Source organism: Planctellipticum variicoloris (assembly GCF_030622045.1).
Classification (GTDB): domain Bacteria; phylum Planctomycetota; class Planctomycetia; order Planctomycetales; family Planctomycetaceae; genus Planctellipticum; species Planctellipticum variicoloris.
Genome location: NZ_CP130886.1, coordinates 3,524,408 through 3,543,624 on the forward strand (window position 1 = coordinate 3,524,408; position 19,217 = coordinate 3,543,624).

Annotated in this window: 14 protein-coding genes; 6 read left to right on the top strand and 8 right to left on the bottom strand. The window is 63.2% G+C overall.

The window, feature by feature from the left end; translation table 11 throughout:
- Positions 1 to 146 precede the first annotated feature (146 nt).
- The 5 genes from SH412_RS13600 (at position 147) to SH412_RS13620 (ending at position 5,918) form a co-directional block, all read left to right on the top strand.
- On the top strand, positions 147 to 1,250 hold the full coding sequence (locus tag SH412_RS13600; protein WP_336524058.1) for a Gfo/Idh/MocA family protein: 1,104 nt from the start codon (positions 147 to 149) through the stop codon (positions 1,248 to 1,250).
- Between the two features lie 386 nt (positions 1,251 to 1,636).
- Positions 1,637 to 2,707: a DUF1559 family PulG-like putative transporter gene (locus SH412_RS13605; RefSeq protein ID WP_336524059.1), complete on the top strand. Its 1,071-nt coding sequence runs from the start codon at positions 1,637 to 1,639 to the stop codon at positions 2,705 to 2,707.
- Between the two features lie 53 nt (positions 2,708 to 2,760).
- The gene (locus SH412_RS13610) at positions 2,761 to 3,297 is read left to right on the top strand and encodes a hypothetical protein (RefSeq protein ID WP_336524060.1); all 537 of its coding nucleotides are present in this window, start codon (positions 2,761 to 2,763) and stop codon (positions 3,295 to 3,297) included.
- A gap of 1,003 nt (positions 3,298 to 4,300) precedes the next feature.
- Positions 4,301 to 5,341, top strand: coding sequence for a DUF1559 domain-containing protein (locus tag SH412_RS13615; RefSeq protein WP_336524061.1), 1,041 nt, complete (start codon positions 4,301 to 4,303; stop codon positions 5,339 to 5,341).
- A gap of 106 nt (positions 5,342 to 5,447) precedes the next feature.
- Positions 5,448 to 5,918: a hypothetical protein gene (locus tag SH412_RS13620; RefSeq protein WP_336524062.1), complete on the top strand. Its 471-nt coding sequence runs from the start codon at positions 5,448 to 5,450 to the stop codon at positions 5,916 to 5,918.
- Between the two features lie 99 nt (positions 5,919 to 6,017).
- Here the strand turns inward: SH412_RS13620 and SH412_RS13625 are convergent, their stop codons facing one another.
- Positions 6,018 to 8,954, bottom strand: coding sequence for an FG-GAP-like repeat-containing protein (locus tag SH412_RS13625; RefSeq protein ID WP_336524063.1), 2,937 nt, complete (start codon positions 8,952 to 8,954; stop codon positions 6,018 to 6,020).
- A gap of 100 nt (positions 8,955 to 9,054) precedes the next feature.
- Positions 9,055 to 10,104 carry a DUF6268 family outer membrane beta-barrel protein gene (locus SH412_RS13630; protein WP_336524064.1) on the bottom strand — a complete coding sequence of 350 codons (1,050 nt, stop codon included), beginning with the start codon at positions 10,102 to 10,104 and terminating at the stop codon, positions 9,055 to 9,057.
- Between the two features lie 264 nt (positions 10,105 to 10,368).
- Here SH412_RS13630 and SH412_RS13635 point away from each other — a divergent pair, with 264 nt between their 5' ends.
- Complete coding sequence (locus SH412_RS13635) at positions 10,369 to 11,802, top strand: cytochrome P450 (protein ID WP_336524065.1); 1,434 nt, start codon at positions 10,369 to 10,371, stop codon at positions 11,800 to 11,802.
- Between the two features lie 123 nt (positions 11,803 to 11,925).
- Here SH412_RS13635 and SH412_RS13640 read toward each other — a convergent pair whose 3' ends face one another.
- The 6 genes from SH412_RS13640 to SH412_RS13665 form a co-directional block, all read right to left on the bottom strand.
- Entirely contained in the window at positions 11,926 to 13,674 is a 1,749-nt protein-coding gene (locus SH412_RS13640; RefSeq protein ID WP_336524066.1) for a proline--tRNA ligase, read from the bottom strand.
- A gap of 256 nt (positions 13,675 to 13,930) precedes the next feature.
- A complete protein-coding gene (trxA, locus tag SH412_RS13645) occupies positions 13,931 to 14,794 on the bottom strand; it encodes a thioredoxin (protein ID WP_336524067.1) in 864 nt (287 codons plus the stop codon).
- Between the two features lie 158 nt (positions 14,795 to 14,952).
- Positions 14,953 to 16,341 carry a DUF1598 domain-containing protein gene (locus tag SH412_RS13650; RefSeq protein ID WP_336524068.1) on the bottom strand — a complete coding sequence of 463 codons (1,389 nt, stop codon included), beginning with the start codon at positions 16,339 to 16,341 and terminating at the stop codon, positions 14,953 to 14,955.
- A gap of 151 nt (positions 16,342 to 16,492) precedes the next feature.
- On the bottom strand, positions 16,493 to 16,981 hold the full coding sequence (locus SH412_RS13655; RefSeq protein WP_336524069.1) for a 6-pyruvoyl trahydropterin synthase family protein: 489 nt from the start codon (positions 16,979 to 16,981) through the stop codon (positions 16,493 to 16,495).
- An 18-nt stretch (positions 16,982 to 16,999) separates the two neighbouring features.
- Positions 17,000 to 17,479: a tRNA (cytidine(34)-2'-O)-methyltransferase gene (locus SH412_RS13660; protein WP_336524070.1), complete on the bottom strand. Its 480-nt coding sequence runs from the start codon at positions 17,477 to 17,479 to the stop codon at positions 17,000 to 17,002.
- On the bottom strand, positions 17,476 to 18,900 hold the full coding sequence (locus SH412_RS13665; protein WP_336524071.1) for an APC family permease: 1,425 nt from the start codon (positions 18,898 to 18,900) through the stop codon (positions 17,476 to 17,478). Before SH412_RS13665 ends, SH412_RS13660 begins: the two co-directional genes overlap by 4 nt.
- Positions 18,901 to 19,217 lie beyond the last annotated feature (317 nt).

Sequence of the window (19,217 nt, forward strand, 5' to 3'; positions counted from 1 at the left end):
TCGCGAAGCCCCGGCGTTCGAAGTTGCCGGGGCCTCCCTTCCGTCCAGCCCCGGCCGCCCGAACCGTCGACGTCGGATCGCGTGGAATGGTTCAAGCCCGCGGAGGTGCTTCGCGGGCTCTTCTGATTTCCGGGAGCAGCTTCATCGTGTCCAGCAAGGTTCGCATCGCCATCATCGGCGCAGGTCTCGTATCCGACTTCCACCACGTCCCCGGCATTCGCCTCGATTCTCGCTGCGAACTCGCCGCCGTCTGCGATCCCAACGAGGCGCTGCTGGAGCAGCGGAAGAAGGAGTGGGGACCGGCGAAGTACACCACCGACTACGAGAAGATCGCCGCCGACCGCGACATCGACGCGGTCATCATCGCCACGCCGAATTTCACGCACAAAGACATCGCCCTGGCCTGCATCGAAGGGGGCCAGCATGTGGTGGCGGAGAAGCCGCTGGGCGTGAGCTTCGAAGAAGCGCGGCAGATGTATGTGGCGGCCCGCGACAAGGGGGTCCGCCACATGACCGCCTTCACCTATCGCTTCGCCCCGTCGATGCGGTACCTCCGACACTTGCTCAAGTCGGGCGGCTTGGGCGAGCCGCGGCACTTCCGCAGTCAGCGGTTCCTCGATCTCCCCGAAACAAGCTGGGGCTGGCGGCAGTACAAGAAGCTCGCCGGCGCGGGCGACCTGTATGACATGACGATTCACCGGATCGACTTCGCCCAGGACCTGTGCGGCCCGATTGAGAGCGTCTGCGGCGCCGTCAAGACGTTTGTTCCACGCGACAAGACTGCCGACGGGAAGCCCTGCGCTCCGTCAGAAGTCGACGACTGGTCGGCGCTGATCGGCACTTTCAAATCGGGGGCCGTCGGCGTCTGGGAGGGGAGCACCCTGATGAAGGGGCACCACAACAACGGCGTCGGCTTCGAATGGGCCGAGATCAATGGCACCGAAGGCTCCGCGGTCTACCAGCTCGTTGACCCGAACTACATCCTGGTCGGCCGGCATGGCGGTTCGCTGGAGAAGTCACTCGTTCCGGCAGAGTTTCTCAAGCCGGCGGACAGCCCACGGAATCCGGCGGATGGGAAGCCGAGTACGGTCTTCCGCTACGACCTGATGTGGGAATTCGTTTCCGCGATCGTCGAAGGTCGCGACGCTGTCCCCGGATTCGACGACGGAGCCTCGGCCCAGGCGGTGGCCGACGCAGTGCTGCAGTCGTACGCCGAACGACGCTGGGTGGACGTGCCGCAGTCGTTCTGAACCTCGCCGGCGCACAAGGCCGATGGCCTCTTCGCGGCGGACCGGGGAGGGAGCGTTGAACGCGCCCCCCCGGAACTTGTCGGCGGGTTTGTCTCGAATCTGCGTTTGAAGCCAACTTCCCGCGACGCAGCCGCTGTGATCAAAGAAGACGTTGCGTAGCAGGCTCACGCAGCGGGTGAGTTGCGAGTCCGGCCGTCAGACAAACTGTCTAACGGCCGGCAGACCGCGCCAAGCGAGAAATGCGTCGAAACATGGCCATTTCTGCCAAGATCGCAGTTGCCTTCCGTAGTTGTCTCGACAATACTGGGGTTTCCCCAAATCCATCTGTCCACGCACTTCCTGCGATACTCGCAGCGCTCGCCTGTCACGCGTTACGGAAGCCGCATATGAGTTTTCCACGGTCCGTTCGCAAAGGGTTCACCCTGATCGAACTTCTCGTGGTCATCGCCATTATCGCGGTCTTGATTGCACTGCTGCTGCCTGCCGTTCAGCAGGCGCGCGAAGCCGCCCGCCGCACACAGTGCCGGAATAATCTCAAACAACTGGGACTGGCGTTTCACAATTACCACGACACGTTCCGTTGCTTCCCGATTGGCGCGCTGTACGGGATCGGCCCATTCGGGCCGGTGTTTCCCGGGATCGGGACATCGTATTACGCGCGCCTGCTTCCCTATCTCGATCAGGCGCCACTCTACAACCGCTTGACGTTCAGCGGCGGATATCCGGGCTGGCCGGCCGCTGCACTTTGGGATCCTGGTGCAGCCATCAACAAGCCGGCCGTCAACGGTGTCGTCCTGCCCCCGCTCGTCTGCCCCTCGTCGCCGCTCCCCTCATCGATCCTCGACGGAGTCGGGGGAGCCGTCCAGACGGTTCCGTGCTACGTGGGAATCAGCGGGGCCGTTGACGAGGACAAGACCAGCGCGGCCACGCCAGCCGTCGACACCGACCAGTTCGTCGAATCGCGACAGCGGTCGGGGGCCGACTGCTGCTCCCCCAACGCAATGAACGGCATGCACGCAGCCGGCGGCCTGCTCACGGCCAACGAGTCGCATACGATCGGCAGTGCGACTGACGGCAGTTCCAGCACGCTGCTGCTGGGCGAGATTTCCGATGCGATGGTCGATCTGACCGGAGCTCGGCGCGACGTTCGCGGCGGCGTGCCGCATGGATGGCTGGGGGGGACCAGCGGTGCGGGTGTCGTGGCGAACTGGAGCGGCCCGATCGCACGGAAGTTCAACCTGACAACGATCCGCTATGCCCCGGGGACCCGGACATTCAATCTCCCTGGAGTCTACGACAATTACGGCCCCAATAATCCGTTGATTTCAGCCCACACTGGCGGAGTTCATGCGTTATTCGCAGACGGTCACGTGGCGTTTCTCAGCAACAACTTGTTTCTGCCAAACCTGAAGGCGCTGGCCACGCGCGACGACGGCGTGACGACGGGAAGCGATTGACCGCCCCCGGCGAACTCTCGAATTCCTGACAACGGATCGGTGAAAGTCTCGCAATGACCGCGCAGCCGGAAGCCGCTGATGACGCCTCCCACTGCGGATCGAAGCGAGAATTCGGACTTTGGAGGCGGCTGACTGGCCTTGCTCTCGCATTGGGCATCTCCAGCGCAATACTGTCAGGCTGCAACGGCGGCCCGCGCGCCGGTGGCCCGACCGGGACGGTCACCGGCCGCGTGACCATCGGCGGACAGCCGCTCGAGGAGCAGGTGGTCGTCACATTCCTGGGCCAGGACGGCTCGCCGGCTACGGCGCTGACGGCTCCGGACGGTCGCTACGAGCTGACGATCCTCACGTCGAGATCCATTCCGGTCGGCCACTACAAAATCGGGATTTCGCCCTACGACCCGACCGAGTCGGCGGCTTCCGCGCCAGTGGACCCGCGACAAGTTCTCGACGTCAAAACCGGCGCCCCGACGGCCAGAACGCAATGGAATTCTCAAGTCCCCGCCAGATACGGCAATCCCGCAACGAGCGGACTCGAACGGGATGTCAGCGCGGGACAGAATTCGATCGACATTGATATTGACGAGTGACAGTGCGGACCGTCAACAGGCTTGTCCACGCGACAAAAAATCCGGTTGGGATCCCCCGAGCTCGGTCCAAAGCTGAAGATGATTGCCGCGGTTCAAGCCTTTCGACTTTCGGACGCTTGGCACTCCTCCGGAGAGATCTTTGACGTAGGGACGCAAGAATAGTCCCACCGGCCTCGAATGTGCCGGGATCAGAGGCGATGAACACGTTCCACGGTTTACCAGTCTTTCGAGACGAGCTAAAGTCTGATTGATCAGCAGGCGGAGCGCTGTACGAAGCCTCTGATGCTGAAAGTGCGTCTCAACCCGGTGGACGAAGGGACGAGCCTGGTCTTCGGCCACGACCTGATGTGGAGATTGGCATTCGCGATCGTCGAAGGTCGGGACGCGGTGCCGAAATTCGATGGCAGAATCTCGGCCCAGGCGTTGGCGGATGCCGTGCCCCAGTCGTATGCCGGCGCGGGGCGCACCTGCCGTAGCCAACCTGAGTCAGATCGTAACGGACAAGTTGCGGAATCAGACCCTTCGAGCAGAGCAGGGGGATTGTCGAATGCGAATGCTGACCGGGGCTATCTTACTGCTGACAGCCGAGCAGGCATTTGCCCATGCGCACCTGATCGGATTTCCGCACGAGCTCTTTGTGCGTGAGGTGCTCTATCCGGCGAGCCTGCTTCTCGGTTGCTGCGGGGGGGGCGTACTGGTTTGGGGGCTGCTAACGGACCGCCCCTCGTCCATTGGGGGGGCGCCGGTGCCGGAGAGAATCGCCAGCGATCACGGGTGATCACTGGAATGTGCGGCGATTCCCACAAGTTCGTATTGATTTGTCGCGAAGATCGAAGCATACTCGCCGTGCGATCCTGCTGCTCGATATCTGTACTGAATCGTCAAGATTCACCCATTTTCAAGTCTCGGCGGAGCCGTTCGGCGTCCCCGCCAGAACGATTCCGAACGTTGTCGCGAAACTCTTATTTGCCCTTGTATCCCAGCTTTTCCGAGGACACCGATCATGATTCGACCACGAACGCAAGCCCGAGGTTTCACCCTCATCGAACTGCTGGTGGTGATTGCAATCATCGCAATTCTGATTGCACTGTTGCTGCCGGCCGTGCAGCAGGCGCGCGAAGCCGCCCGGCGGACGCAGTGCCGCAACAATTTGAAGCAATGGGGGCTGGCGCTCCACAACTATCACGACGTGTTCAACGCGTTTCCGATTGGCGTCATGGCCAACCAGGGCTACGGAGTGGCGTTCTGGGCGCGGTTGCTGCCGTACGTTGACCAGGCACCGCTGTACAATCGCTTGACGTTCAACGGCGTTCATCCCGGCTGGACGGCAGGTGGAGGGACTGGAGAGACCGTCAATAACCCCGCTGTCAATGGAGTTGTGATTGGAGCGATGATTTGTCCGTCGTCTCCGCTTCCGGCGCTCTGGGATACCGGAAGCTGTAATCAGTCGATTCCTAGCTATGTCGGCATCAGTGGGGCTGTGGACGAAGACAAAACCAGTGCTGCTGCTCCAGCCACGGATACCGATGGATTCATCGAGCAGCGGCAGATCAGCGGTGTCGATTGCTGCACAGCCGGCAAGACGTACACCGGCGTGCTCTCAGCGGGCGGACTGTTGACCTGGAACGAGTCCCATAATATCGCCAAGGCCACCGACGGTACTTCCAACATCATCATGCTGGGCGAGAACAGCGACTCACAGGTCGATCCGGTCAGCGGCGTGAAGGTCGATTCTCGCGGAGGGATGCCTCACGGTTTCCTGATGGGAAGTAGTTCAGGTGGCGTCACTCGCAACTGGGACGGGCCTCAAGACCGGAAATTCAATTTAACGTCAGTCCGATACGCCCCCGGCACGCGGAACTACAGCCTGCCGGGTGTTGACAACAATTACGGCCCCAACAATCCATTGATTTCTCCCCATACCGGCGGGACTCACGCCCTGTACGCTGACGGTCATGTGAGCTTTATCAGCAACAACATCAATATGGCGAATCTCAAGGCTTTGAGCACGCGCGATGATGGCCGCTCAGTCTCTGCGGACTGAGCGACAACGCTCAGCAGAGTGGCCCCGAGGCTCCGCTGGTGCATGAAATATGCCCGCCAGCGGAGCCTGCTTCTTGGATTTCCTAACAGCCGGGGATGATTCGAGCATGTGGCAATGCAGGCAATTCATCGGTCAGGGTCTGATCGCGGCCTCCGTGGCACTCCTTCTGCTTTCTGGTTGTGGGGGTGGAGGCCGTTCTGGTCCGTCCGGAACGGTCAGCGGCACGATCAAACATAAAGGGGAAACCCTGACTGACAAGGTTACCGTGACATTCCTTTCCGCCGAAGGCGTGGCTGCGACCGGGCAGACAGACTCAACCGGTTACTACAGTCTTACTTACGAAAAGTCGCCGCAGATTCCAGTCGGCAGCTATAAAGTTGCAGTCACACCCTTCGTCGCCGCATTCACGGCGCCGCAGGATCCGGCAATGTTCTTCGACCCCAAGACCGGGGCGACAAGACCGCCAGAAGCGCCAAAAACCAGATTGCCGTCGAAGTACGCAAATCCCAATACCAGCAAGATCGTGCGCGACATTGGAGCCGGTCCCAATACCATCGACATCAACCTGCCCGACTGATGCCTGACAGCCAGGCCCGTATCATCGCTCGCGGCGTCCCACCGCCGGTCCCTTGCCTGCGGTGGGAATTCTCAGCTTCAGGGCAGACCGGTTCGGCTGCTAACGAGGCCGGTCGACTGGTTTACGTCCTTCGACGAAAATCCAGGTCCGATCGACCGGCAGGTCCCGGTGGACGGCCTCGTCTCCATCCCGCCAGCGCACCCGAAGTTCCTGCACGCGGTTCGCTGCCCCCAGGCCGAACACCAGGTGCCTTTCGTTCGCGACCAGGTAGCCGTCCCCGGCCGTCAATTGGCGGGTCCGCGTGCCATTTTCGCTGACGACGGTCACCGTCGCGCCGATCGCCTCGCGGTCCCGGCTCCGTCCAACCAGCCGCACCTTGATCCAATGACCCGGTTCCGCCGAGCGATTCTCCAGCAGCGCCAGCGGGCGGTCGAGGTGCGTCACTACGGCGTCCTCCCGCCCGTCATCGTTCCAGTCGAGGACCGCCAGGCCGCGTCCCAGCATCTGCTCCTGAAAGTACGGACCTGTCACCGAGCGATCCGCCTCGCAAAAGCGCCCTGTGCCTCGATTGGAAAAGAACTGAGGCGGCATCAGATCCGGCTCCCCCGTCGCGAACGTCCGGTCGACATGGCCGTTAGTGACAATCAGGTCCGGTCGCCCGTCGAGCTCGGCATCCAGGAACTGCGCCCCAAAACCCAGCATGTAGAAACTGGCATCGCGCAGATAGGCCCGACGAGTGGCGTCTTCGAAGACGTTTGGCGCCATCTGAAAGTACATCGAATTTGCATCGGCATAAAAGTTCGTGGCGAACAGGTCGGGCCGGCCGTCGGCATTAGCGTCGTCACAGGCGATCCCCATTGTCGCCTGCGGCCGGCCGGACTCGTCAAAGGCCAGCCCGACGGCTTGGCCAATCTCCCGGAAGGTCGGCACACCGTCCTTTCCAAGCGGTTCCGGCTCGAAGAAGAAATTTGCGGTCGTGTCGTTGCCGACGAAGAGACTCAGATGGCCGTCGCCGTCAAAATCGGCAACCACCAGTCCGAGTCCTTTTCCGTCTGCCACCTGCAGACCGGCTCGGTCTGTGACGTCCTTGAAGGTTCCGTCTCCCCGGTTCAGGAACAGCCGATCCGGCGTCCCGGAAAACATCGTCGGTGCGCAGGAGCGTGGAACTCCTTCGTGCTTGCAATCTCGGGCGGCAACTTCATCCCATTTCAGATAGTTGACCACGTACAGATCAGGCCAGTTGTCTTCGTTCAGATCGACGAGCGCCACGCTGGTGGTCCAGTCGTTTCCTGCCGAGGCATTCGCGGAATCAGTCGCGTCGGAAAAGGTTCCGTCGCCGTTATTGCGATACAGTCGGTTGCGTCCTAGATTGCCGATGTAGAGATCCGGCATCCCGTCCTGATCAAAGTCGCCATACGTCACGCCCTGCGTGAAGAGCGGATCACCGAGGCCGCTCGGTACGGTGACGTCCTCGAAGCGTTCGCCTCCCCGGTTGCGAAACAGGCGATCGGGATGCGCCGGATCGCCGGCGTCGGCACGCCAATTACAACTATTTGCCAGATATAGATCGGGGGCGTCGTCCAGGTCGTAGTCAAGAGCTGCAACGCCGCCGCCGGTCGTTTCAAAGATGTGCTGCAGCCCCTTGCCAGCTTCAGCCGCGTTGTAGTACGGAATCGCGATACCGACCTCCGGAGCCACGTCTTCAAACCGCACGTTCGTCGGACATGCGATTACATCCGGGGCGGCAACGCGGTGCGAAGTTCCGTGCGGTCGTGGAGGCTCCCACTCTTCGAGGCCGAGCCGCCGAACTGCGGCGGAGAGTGCCGCGGGTAGCGGAAGCCCCTCAAGCCGCCCATTCGACAACCGCCACAGCGTCTCGCGGGCCCAGGCCTCGTCCGGAGTGAACCTCAGCGTGAGCTCGCACCAGCCGGCCGCTTCAAGCGACCGTCCCAGTTGCAGCAGCAGCTCGACACATTCGCGGGCCATTCGCGGATCGCGAATTGTGCGCATCTCGCCCACAAGATTATTGACCTTACTGAGCCGGCGAGAGTGTTCCGCAAAGAGCGCCGCCACGTCGTTGTGGCGCAGCAGGCTGAGCGTCCGCGACAACTGGTAGGCCGCCTCCGCATGCCCGGGATGTCGCGAAACCGTTTCCCAGAAGCATCGTGCGGCGGCCTGCAATTGCTGCCGCCGCAAGGCAATCGCTCCGCGGGCGTACCAGATTTCCGGATGGTCGTCGTAACCGCGCGCGACGGACTGCAACCAGTCGTCGCACGCCTGGTCTCCGAGGTCCACCTGCAGGCGTCCCCAGCGTCCCTGCGCTTCGGCATTTTGACCGTTGCTGCGGACAATCCGCCCGAGGATCTCGCGCGCCTCCTGCTCGCGGTTCTTGAGGATCAACACCCGTGCTTCCCCGAGCCGGACCAGCAGATTTTCAGGATCGCTCGCGAGGCATGTCTGAACCCACTCCGAATGGTCTGCAACGAAAAGCTCGGAGTTTCCCGCCATACACAGTTCGTCGGCCAGAAACCGTCGCTGGCGGATCAGTCGATGGACGTAGGGCAGACTCTCCCAACTCCGTCCCTCGCTGTGCAACAGGACGGCAAATTCACGCAGCGACTCGTGATCGCTCGACATTCCGTCGAGAACGTTCCGGTAGGCGCGTTCGGCGGCGGCGGCCCTGCCGAGTGCTGCCAGTTCGCGCGCCTGTCCCAGCAAAGCCAGACTGCCGGCCAGGGAGTGGTCCTGCGGAATCGACCGGTAGTACTGCAGCGCCGTTTCGCGACGATGCAGCCTGGCTGCGGCTTCCGCGGCCAGCAGCAGGAGGCGAGGTGCCTCCGGGGCCTGCTGAAGCCCTGCTTCTGCCGCCCGCAATGCCCGCTCAAGCCGCAGATCGGCCAGATCGAGTTCGACCTGTCGGGCGCCCCCCTCTCGCCAGGCAGTCTTAGCCGTATTGCCAGCGACAACAATTGCCCCCACGACAAAAAACGTAGCCAGGGCGCGACCAGCGCGGACAGACCAGACGGGGTCAGTCATGGGGAGTCAATCCGTGGCGGAGATCGCCGGACACGACCTTCGCGGTCCAACCAACATCAAGGAAACCGATGCTGAATTGTAGCGTCCGCTAATTCCGCTGTCAGAACCCGACCCCCACCCGCAGCATCGCCGTCCCGCCCAGGTCGTAGTCCCCGATGCCGCTGGCGTAACGCAGCGTGCGGTTGAAAACGTACCCGGCCTCGAAGCGCTGCACCGGGCCGCCGCGCAGGCGCTTGCGCTCGTAGCCCACCAGCAGCCGCAGGGCGCTGTACGTGGCAATGTCGTCGAGACCGCTGCTCCGCTCGATCGCGTACGAGCCGCCCGCGAACTCTCCGCCCAGATAAACCCAGCCTTCGCGGTCTTCCGACGCATGCACGCGCCTCAGGATCCGCGGTTTGGGAAACAGCAGCTCCAGCTTGGCGCGTTCGTTCGGCGTGTAGATCAGCCCCGCCGCAGGCAGCCAGGAAACATCCTGGCGATCAAAGTAAACCGCTCCGAACGCCAGTTGCAGCGTCTCGCTGTAATTCCAGAACGCGAGAACCCGGGCCGGCAGACGGAACGCTTCCGAACTGGTGTTGTGAAAATCGGTATAGAGACTGGGCGAAACGCCGAAGTACAGCGTCCACTTCGGATTCCACACCCACATCCCCTGCACGTCGATCGAGACGTCGTAAAGAGTCCCCGGCAGATTGGTCGACTGCGGTCCGTTCAGTACGTGTGCGCCGAACCCCGGCGACAGTCCCACCGCGAACGAGCCTTTCGGTTTTGCCGAAGGAATCGCCCGGTAGTCGAAATCGACGATCCCCAGCGTATCCCCGCTGCCCGCATTCCAGGTAATCGCCAGGTCGTGGCGGAACTGAAGGTAGGCCGGAAGACCGGATTCTTCAGGGACCTCGGGAAGTTCGGCAGGGGCGACCGGGGAACCATCGGGCCAGAATTGCTCGTTGCCGTCGGCCCTGGGGGACGGCGAGAGAACCTCGGCCCCTTCCAGCAGATGATTCTGCATTTCACTCTGCAGATAGCCCGCCGGCTGCCAGTTTGTTTCCGGCGTCTCGGCGACCGGGAGACGCCCCTGGGCCAGCGCCGGCGTCAGCCACAAACAGCTCGCCCACAGGACGCAGACGCGGCGCAATGTCAGTGGCGACCGCATGGGGCGGATCTCGCAACGATCAGGGAATTCGGACGAAGGGAGACTCCGAGCGGAGTGTCGAGGTTCTGTCAAAATCGGAAGTTTGCGTCAAGACGGGTTTTCGGGGACAAGTCGTGCTGTGCCCATTCCGGAACTTCGATTTTTCATCGGTTTCCACCATGAGGGCCGATTCCTGGCTGGCCAGACCCTGAGGCGACTGATACAACTTTCGGGACAGGGCAGGACGCCCGCTGTTTCACAGAATTCCGTGTCGATGGATCGACCATGGCAGCCGCTCTCAATCTGGCCTTCGACGACGAGGATGGACGGCTTCCCGTCACTGTCGGCCGGCTGCTCGATTTCTCGGACGACCCGCTCGCCTGCATGCGACGGCAACTCGCCGAGCACGGTCCGATTTCCGCCCTGCAGCAGGACGGCCAGCGGGTCTACTTCGCATTCGGCCCCGAGTACAACCACCGGTTGCTCGCCGAGCACACGCAGTTTCTCTCTCAGTTCTTCACGATCCGCGGCGGCCGCAACACGGCTCAGCGCCGGCTGTCCAGCGGCCTGCTCAGCATGAATGGCGAACAGCACAAGCGAAACCGCCGACTGGTGATGGACGCCTTCCAAAAGCGGGCCATGCAGGGGTATCTCCCCGCGATCCAGCGGCTGACCGAAGGAATGCTCGCCGACTGGCAGCCCGGACAGCAGCGCGACATTTCTCGCGACATGACCGAGTTCATGCTGCGACTGACCAGCAGCATGCTCTTCGGACTCGACCAGCCGGAACTGGCCTGGCGGATCGGCCGGATGATCGATCGCTGGGTCCATTTGAACCACGAAGTCGGCATGGGAGCCTTCGTCTCCGATCCGCAGTTCGCGGAACGCTACGCCGAGCTGCTCGAATTCGCCGACACGCTCGAAGCCGAAATTCGCGGCATGATCGCTCTGCGGAAGGCGGCCGTCGAGCCCGGGACCGACGCCCTCTCGCTGCTCATCGCCGCCCACGACGAACACGGAAGCATTTCCGACGACGAACTGGTCGGCCAGGCGGCCCTCCTGTTCGGCGCCGCCCACCTGACCACCGCCAACACCTTCACCTGGACGCTGTTCCTGCTGGCCCAGCATCCGGCATGCATGGAACGGCTGCATGCGGAGCTGCAGCGGGAGCTGACCGGCGGATTCCCCAGTCCGCAGCAGTCGGAACGGCTGGTCTGGACCGATGCGGTCATCAAGGAGTCGATGCGGCTGATGCCCGCGTCCGCCTATCTGCAGCGGACAACCGCCGAGCCCTGCCAGCTCGGTCCGTTCTCCCTGCCGAAGGGGGCGCCGATCATTTTCAGCCAGCTCATGACGCACCATCAGCCGGAACTCTTCCCGCAGCCGCGCCGGTTCCGCCCGGAGCGCTGGCAGGGACTGAATCCGTCCCCCTACGCCTACCTGCCGTTCGGGGCCGGTCCCCGCATGTGCATCGGCGGCCCGCTGGCCATGCTGATTCTCAAAATGGTCCTGCCGACGATCCTGCAGCGGTTCAAGCTGACCGTCGTACCCTACGCCGAGATCAACGCCCGGATCGTCTCGACGATGCTCTGCGCCGTCAGCCCGGTCCGGATGCAGGTCGACGCCCCGGATGGCCGATTCACCGCCCAGCCGGTTCGCGGTTCGATTCACTCTGTCGTCGATCTCGGCGAGTCAATGGCAGCCCGCCGGGCGGCGTGATGCTTCGACGGCGGAGGCCATCCTGGGTGGCACGCCCAGAGGCATTGCGATGGGCGTTGGTCTTGAACTGGCAAAAAGCACGCCCATCGAGGACTCTGGGCGTGCCACCCATTCCGCTGCTCCCTACTCCGGGACGCGGGCCGCTTCCGCCGCCCGCCGCTCCGCCAGCATCTTCCGCAGCGTGGCGACCGCTTCTGCGACCGGGATCTTGATTGCGTCGGGAGCGTCGCGCCACTTGGCCTCGATCATCCCCTCCTTGAGCCCCTTGCCGCCGATCACGATCCGCAATGGAATGCCGATCAGATCGGCGTCTTTGAATTTCACGCCGGCACGCTGATCGCGATCGTCAAGCAGCACGTCTTCGCCGGCCGCCTGCAGCTCGCGGTAAATCGTCTCCGTCTGCTCCACCACTTCGGTCTCGGTGACGCTCAGCGGGCAGAGGATCACCGAGTACGGAGCGATCGACAACGGCCAGATCAGGCCGTTGGCATCGTGCTTCGTCTCGGCAAGCCCGGCGACAATCCGGTTCACGCCGATCCCATAGCATCCCATGATCAGCGGCTGCCGGGAGTCTTTTTCGTCGTCGTAGACCGCGTCGAGCGCCACGGAGTACTTCGTGCCGAGCTTGAAGACGTGCCCGACCTCGATGCCGTGCACGATTTCCAGCGTCCCGTCGCCGCGTGGACTCGGATCGCCCGCGCACGCGTTCCGCAGGTCGTACGTCGTTTCGAGCTGATAGTCCCGTCCAACATTCACTCCGGTCACGTGGGCGTCTTCGGCGTTCGCCCCGGCGATCGCGTTGACGATCAGCGGGACGTCGTGATCGGCGATCACCGGGCACTTGATCCCCACCGGACCGGCAAACCCGACCGGGGCGCCGGTCACCTGAAAAATGGTCCCGGTGTCGGCGAGCTCGACCTTGCCGACGCCCAGCGCCCGACGGATCTTGTTCTCGTTGGCCTCGTGATCGCCGCGCAACAGCACCGCGACCGGCTTGCCGTCCGCCAGATAAACCAGAGTCTTGATCATCTGCTGCGGCGAGCACCCGAGCAGCTTGCAGACCGCTTCGATGCTTCCCACATTCGGCGTGGCCACCTGCTGCAACGGGCCGGCGCCGGCGGGAGCCGTCAGCGGCGGCGTCTTACGGCCAGTCTCGGCCCGTTCCATGTTCGCGGCGTAGTTCGTCTTCCGACAGAAGACCACCTGGTCTTCGCCGTTCGCCGCCGGGATCATGAACTCGTGCGACCCGTCGCCGCCGATCGGACCGCTTTCGGCCTCGACGGGCAGATACTCCAGCCCGCAACGGGCGAAGATCCGGCAATACGCCTTGTACATCTTCTGATAGGTCTCGCCGAGCGATTCCACGCTGGTGTGGAAGCTGTAGGCATCCTTCATCAGAAACTCGCTGGTCCGGAGCACGCCGAATCGGGGACGCTCTTCGTTCCGGAACTTGATCTGGATCTGATACAGCGTCAGCGGCAACTGCCGATAACTGCTGATGTGCCGCGAGACCAGATCCGTCACGACTTCTTCGTGCGTCGGCCCCAGCGCCAGGTGAATTGTCTTGTCGCCCCGGCGGACGTGGAAGTTGATCAGCACATTGCCGAAAGCCTCTCGCCTCCCGGTTCGTTCGAACAGGTCGATCGGCTGGAGGGCTGGCATGAAGATTTCGACGCCGCCCGCGGCGTCCATTTCTTCCCGGACGATCGCTTCCGCCTTCTTGAGCGCCCGCAAGCCCAGCGGCAGGTACGTGTAGGCTCCCGCCATGAGCTGTCGGATCAGGCCGGCCCGCAGCATGAGCTGATGGCTCGGGGCTTCCGCATCCGAGGGAATTTCCTTCATCGTCGGAATCAGCGTCTGCGACCAGCGCACGGGAGCATCCTTCCACACAGGCCGCGAGGGCCTTCCAGTTGATACGCGACAACCGGTCCTCCGGTCGTCAGGGAGGGCGGCATTCTAGCAGAAGTCGTTGCGCGGGAAAGGAGAACCGCCTCCTGCCTCGGCCTGAGTCCGTCGGCAGGGAGTGGCCGGAGCGGAGCCCGCGACGCTCCGGAATCGGCCAAGGAGACTGGCACTGGGCCGTCGAGGACTCTGACGCCAGACCCCCCGTTGCATCATGCCCGGGGAGTTAGTACAGCGCCGTCGCCAGCTTGCGACGGAACTCCCCGGTCAATTCCGACGCCGGACCGAGCATGTCGAAAATCTTGACCATCGTCGACTTCGCTTCCTGTCCGACGCCATCCCGGTCCGCAATGACGACCGCCAGGCAGGTCTCCAGCGCCTTCCGGAACTGCGAGCTGGCGGCCAGGGCGTCCGCATACCGGACCTGCAACAGCAGGTCGGCGGGGTTGGCTTCGGCGGCTTTGCGGGCCTCCTCGACGCCACCCGTTTCCGCCGCCGCCAGACGGACATCCAGCTCCGACTTGATCCGCTCCGCTTCCGGCTCCAGATAGCCCCGCTGCTGAAGCTCCTGCAAAACCGACTGGCACTCGTCCATCCGGCCCTGCCGGAGCACCAGTCCGGCGATCCGAATCTTGATCATCGCCTCCTCGGGAGCAAGTGCCAGCGCCTCCCGATACTTGGCCTCCGCCGTCTTCGGATCGGACTCTTCCAGCGCCATCGCGTCCTTCAAGAGGAGCTCGGCCGGCGACGGCATCAGCGCATCCAGCCACTTGCGGATCTCCGCTTCGGGCAGGACTCCCATGAACTGGTCGACAGGCTGGCCTTCCAGAAAGGCCACGACCATCGGAATGCTCTGGATCTGAAACGCCGCGGCGAGCTGCTGCTCTTCGTCCGTGTTGATCTTGGCCAGCACAAACTTGCCGGCGTACTCATCGGCCAGCTTCTCGAGGACCGGCGCAAGCTGACGGCACGGAGCGCACCAGGGCGCCCAGAAATCGATCACGACCAGCGTCTCACGCGACTTCTCGATGACGTCGGCCTGGAACGAAGCCGTCTTGACGTTCACGACGAAGGGAGACGAACCATCCATGCGCAACACCTCTCAGCGGATACCAGACATCGGAACTCGGGACGGTCGCCCGATTCTGCAGTGTAGACCGCTGAAGGCCCAAACGGCAAACAAGCCCCCTTGCGGGATTTGCTTTCCGGACCAGCTTTCCGCTTTCCGCTCCAAGCGTTCGGCTTCGCTCAGTCCCACCACCAGGAGTGCTCCGCGGAACGCTTCGCTTCGGCGGCGGCCGCCCGCTGTCCCTCCAGACGTTCGCCGCTTTCCGGTTTCCAGGCATCGCTCCGCAGCAGCGACCGAGGAGAAATGACAACGCCCCCCCCGACGAGTCCGATCACCATGTTCCCGGCCCGCTTCGCATTGACCAGCGAGGCCACGCTGCGCGGAGCATTTCCCCGCGAGTAAGAGGACTGTTCCGGATCGCTGAAGACTTCCATCGCCCAGCCCGCCTTGTCCGCCAGTCCGTCGCGGCGAATCAAAGCCGCGATCAGCGTCCAGTCGATCACGTTCTGCAACTCCGCAAACACAGGCGATCGATTCGCCAGGTCCGGAAACCGCTGCGTGAACTGCTTGGCGAACGCTTGAGTCGACATCCGAGTCGTCGAGGCCGAAGACCGTTGCCCGGTCGCGTCGGTCATCTCCTCCTGCGAAACGAGCTGCGCCCGCTGGCCCTTGAACGCGTACGCCAGTCCGTCATCGCTCCGGAGCAGCTCGTCGAAAAACGGCACAAAGTACCAGCGCTGCAGACTGTTTCCGCCCCCTCCCAGCATCGCCAGGTGGCTCCGCAGCCCCTTGACGCCCGGATTCTCCAGACCCAGCGAAATCCGTTTCATCCGCCAGTCGGCCTCCACCAGAACCGCTCCGATGTGCGAGTCCGCCGGTACGCCATCAACCCGCACATTCTGCAGCCCCAGAATCTCGGGCATACGTCGATACCTCGACTCCACAATGTCGATGGTGGCGCCGGAGCTGTTTTGCGCCAGGAATCGCTCCAGCGCCGCCAGCCGCTCGGGATCGGGATCAATCGAACACCCGACCATCCGCGCCCCATCGAGCGCCTGCCATACGACGTAGAAGTCCTCCAGCCGGAGTGCCGGCCGACCCGATTCGACGCCGACCATCCGCCCGACAGCGTCCGGCACACAACCTTCGGCCGGACCGGCGATCACCAGTTCCCGGCTCTCCGGCAGGACGAACAGAAAGTCGATCCGCTGCAGCCCCGCCACCTGGACCATGTCGATCGGGATGTCTTTCCCAGTCGTTCGCGCTTCCGCCCAAGCCGTCTCCAGTCGGTTCAGCGATACCTTGCGGCACTCGCTGGCCCGCATCCAGTCTCCCCCCGTCGACTTCGCCGCCAGCGCCGCCCGACGTTTCTTGTCGAGGCCGCCCCCCGCATCACTCGACGCAACTCCCGAGAGAAGCCCCTCGGGGCTGATCACAATCCCGCTGGCGTTATTGTTGTTATTGTTCTGATTCCCGTTCCCGGTCCCCTGCGCCCATGCTGAGGCGGCGACGCCGCAAACCACGCAGAAACTCAGTCCCGAAAGTAAGCGGTTCCACGGAGTCGACATTGGACAGTTCCGGCGCAGGGATTGACGGGATCACGGACTCGCCGACAGAAACGCAGGAATTCGACGTTCGTCGCCGCGCAGCGCGCCGGTTTCTCACAAATTCGTTATATCTCGCCACCGGCCGCCGGCAAGACCGCTTCTCAATCCCAGGTCAGACGTCCATCTCGCACCGCGCCCACTGGCCGAAGTTCTCTTCGACCTCGACCCGGACCGTGTGAACCTTATTTCCCGGCTGCCGACGGATCGACTCTCGCAATTGAAGTCCCATCCAGTGGGCGATTTCCTCGGCCGTCGTGTTGATCACCGGCAGCAGAATGCAGTCCTCCCGCGGAAAGACCCAGCGGCGCTCTTCGAAGGTCGCCGTCACTTCCCGCTCATCGGCAATCACCCGGATGGCGGCGTGCTCCGTCGGCAGCAGCACGTGGTGGTCCAGCTCCAGCACCAGCTTCTGGATCGCATCCCGCAGGGCGATAAAGTCGAACACGTACCGGTTCTCGTCCAGCGGACCGTCGACCTCGACCGCCACCCGCCAGTTGTGCCCGTGCAGCCGCTCGCAGATCGTCCCGTTGAACGTGATGAAGTGAGCCGCGCTGAAGACCAGATGGTCCTTCGTCACCCGGACCGAAAATCCCGCCGACATCGTAAGCACTCCGCTCGCTCAGGCCAGCCCGCCGAACTGCCGCACCGCTTCGTAAACTGCCGTATTTACGGTACTCGCCAGATTCAGGCTTCGCACCTCCGGCCGCATCGGCAATTGCAGCGTCCGGCCGCGGTATCGTTCGATGATCGCCGACGGCAGACCGCGCGTTTCGCTGCCGAACACCAGCACGTCTCCCGGCGTGAACTCCGCCTCCCACACCAGGCGGGAGGCGGGATTCTCGATGCACCAGAACGTCCGCCGCGCCAGCTTCTGTTCCAGCTCGCTCCAGTGGTCAACCGCTTCCCAGTCGAGGTGCTGCCAGTAGTCCATTCCCGCCCGGCGGAGATGTTTCTCGTCGAGCTGGAATCCCAGCGGCCGAACCAGCCACAGCTTGGCGCCGACCGCGACGCAAGTCCGTCCGATATTGCCGGTATTCTGCGGGATATCCGGCTGGTAAAGGACGACATGAAGCAGGGGAAAGGACGCCGCCGCCGTCATGCCGACGCCCTGGCGCGAGCCGAACGACGGGCAAAGGCGTAATAGATGACCCCGCACACGATCAGTCCCGCCACCACAGTTACTTCCTTCAATGCGCCGGTCTTCCGGTAGGCGTCCACCTGTTCGGCGACCAGGCTGTAGAACGTGAGGCCATAGACGGCCAGCATGAGGGCGGGCGTCAGCGGATACCCCCAGGTCCGGTAAGGCCGGTCCGCGCTCGGGCGCTTCCAGCGGAGCACGTAGACCGCCGCCACGGTCAGGCTGTAGAAGACCAGCCCCGCCGCAATCACCGAGTCCGTGAGCCCGTCGAATGCTTTCTTCGGATTCTCGTACGCCAGAAAGAACCCCACGATCAGGATCGTGGTCCAGAGCGCCTGCAGCAGAATCGCGTTGGCCGGCGTTTTGTAGGTGCCATGCACCTTGAAGATGGAATGATGCACCAGCCCGTCCCGCGCAATCGCCAGGTAAATCCGCGGCCCGGTCAGCATGTTGGAATTGGTGGCCCCGAAGGTGGAGCACATCACGCCGAGGGCCGCCAGTTGTCCCCCCCACGGTCCGAACAGAGACGTGAACACGTCGGCTGCCGCCCGCTCGGTCGTCGCCAGATGCGACATCGGCAGCACGAGGTGATAGCTGAGATTGGCCCCCAGATAAACCAGAATCACAATCCCGATCCCTACGACCATCGCCAGGGGAACATTCCGTTGCGGCTGATGAATTTCCTCCGCGATCGGCGCCAGATTGATCCAGCCGTCGTAGGGCCACATCACCGCCACCATCGCAATCCCTAGCGCCCGGAGAAACGTGCTCGTATCCCCCCCCGACCAGATCGGCTGCACGTTAGCGGACTCGAACCGGCCCATCAGCATCGGCACCGCGATCAGTGCCATCAGAAACAGCACCTTGATGATCGCGGTCAGGTTCTGGACGTTGGCCCCCCACCGCGTGCTCCAGACGTTGATCAGCGACAGGCCGAGCACAATCGTCACCGCCAGCAGGCACTGAAACGGGGGGCTCATCGGCTGCAGCTCAGTCATGTACAGCACCGTCGCGCAGGCCAGCGCCCCCACGGACCCCGTACGCACTACCCAGAACTCGGTCCAGCCCCACAGAAACGCCGGCAGCCGACCATACGCCTCGCGGAGATACAGGTACGGCCCCCCCGCATGGGGATACATCGCCGCCAGTTCCGCCAGCGCCAGCGAGCCGCAGAGCGTGACCAGCCCGACCAGCGCCCAGACGCTGAGAATCGGGGCAAATCCATAGTCCAGCAGCGCCTTGTCGACGTTGCCGACCTTTAGAAAGATCCCCGATCCAATGATCGACCCCACGACGACTGCCACGCCGTCCCACATCCCCAGCAACCGGGGCAGCAGTTCGGGAATGAGTTTTCCGTCCGTTGCGGGAGGGCCATCGCTCATGCAGCGTCCGTTTCCACGATCGGGGTTCTGGCAGATTGCGAGGCCACATCATGTCGGCGGGCCAACGTAAACTCCAGCGGCATCGACGTCCCACGTGCAGACTTTTTCCGTCCGCCATCCCGCGGAAGAAGTGCAAACTCCCCTGCGTCAATGGGTTTTTCGATTTGACCGGCGGACGCCCTGACAGCTATACTTCGTGAAACCTCGGACAAATTCTGCCCCGAGGACTGGAATGAAACGATGTATCCGTCCGTGATTCTCAGCACCGTAGCGATTCGAATTGCCGGGCGCAACTGCGACCTCGGGGGCTGAGAGTC

What these genes read in the sequence shown, in the direction of transcription:
- SH412_RS13635 (WP_336524065.1), top strand. Translation starts at nt 10,369, where the DNA reads ATGGCAGCCGCTCTCAATCTGGCCTTCGACGACGAGGATGGACGGCTT.
- SH412_RS13630 (WP_336524064.1), bottom strand. Translation starts at nt 10,104, where the DNA reads ATGCGGTCGCCACTGACATTGCGCCGCGTCTGCGTCCTGTGGGCGAGC.
- SH412_RS13655 (WP_336524069.1), bottom strand. Translation starts at nt 16,981, where the DNA reads ATGTCGGCGGGATTTTCGGTCCGGGTGACGAAGGACCATCTGGTCTTC.
- SH412_RS13605 (WP_336524059.1), top strand. Translation starts at nt 1,637, where the DNA reads ATGAGTTTTCCACGGTCCGTTCGCAAAGGGTTCACCCTGATCGAACTT.
- SH412_RS13650 (WP_336524068.1), bottom strand. Translation starts at nt 16,341, where the DNA reads ATGTCGACTCCGTGGAACCGCTTACTTTCGGGACTGAGTTTCTGCGTG.
- SH412_RS13625 (WP_336524063.1), bottom strand. Translation starts at nt 8,954, where the DNA reads ATGACTGACCCCGTCTGGTCTGTCCGCGCTGGTCGCGCCCTGGCTACG.
- SH412_RS13615 (WP_336524061.1), top strand. Translation starts at nt 4,301, where the DNA reads ATGATTCGACCACGAACGCAAGCCCGAGGTTTCACCCTCATCGAACTG.
- SH412_RS13620 (WP_336524062.1), top strand. Translation starts at nt 5,448, where the DNA reads ATGTGGCAATGCAGGCAATTCATCGGTCAGGGTCTGATCGCGGCCTCC.
- trxA (WP_336524067.1), bottom strand. Translation starts at nt 14,794, where the DNA reads ATGGATGGTTCGTCTCCCTTCGTCGTGAACGTCAAGACGGCTTCGTTC.
- SH412_RS13660 (WP_336524070.1), bottom strand. Translation starts at nt 17,479, where the DNA reads ATGACGGCGGCGGCGTCCTTTCCCCTGCTTCATGTCGTCCTTTACCAG.
- SH412_RS13610 (WP_336524060.1), top strand. Translation starts at nt 2,761, where the DNA reads ATGACCGCGCAGCCGGAAGCCGCTGATGACGCCTCCCACTGCGGATCG.
- SH412_RS13665 (WP_336524071.1), bottom strand. Translation starts at nt 18,900, where the DNA reads ATGAGCGATGGCCCTCCCGCAACGGACGGAAAACTCATTCCCGAACTG.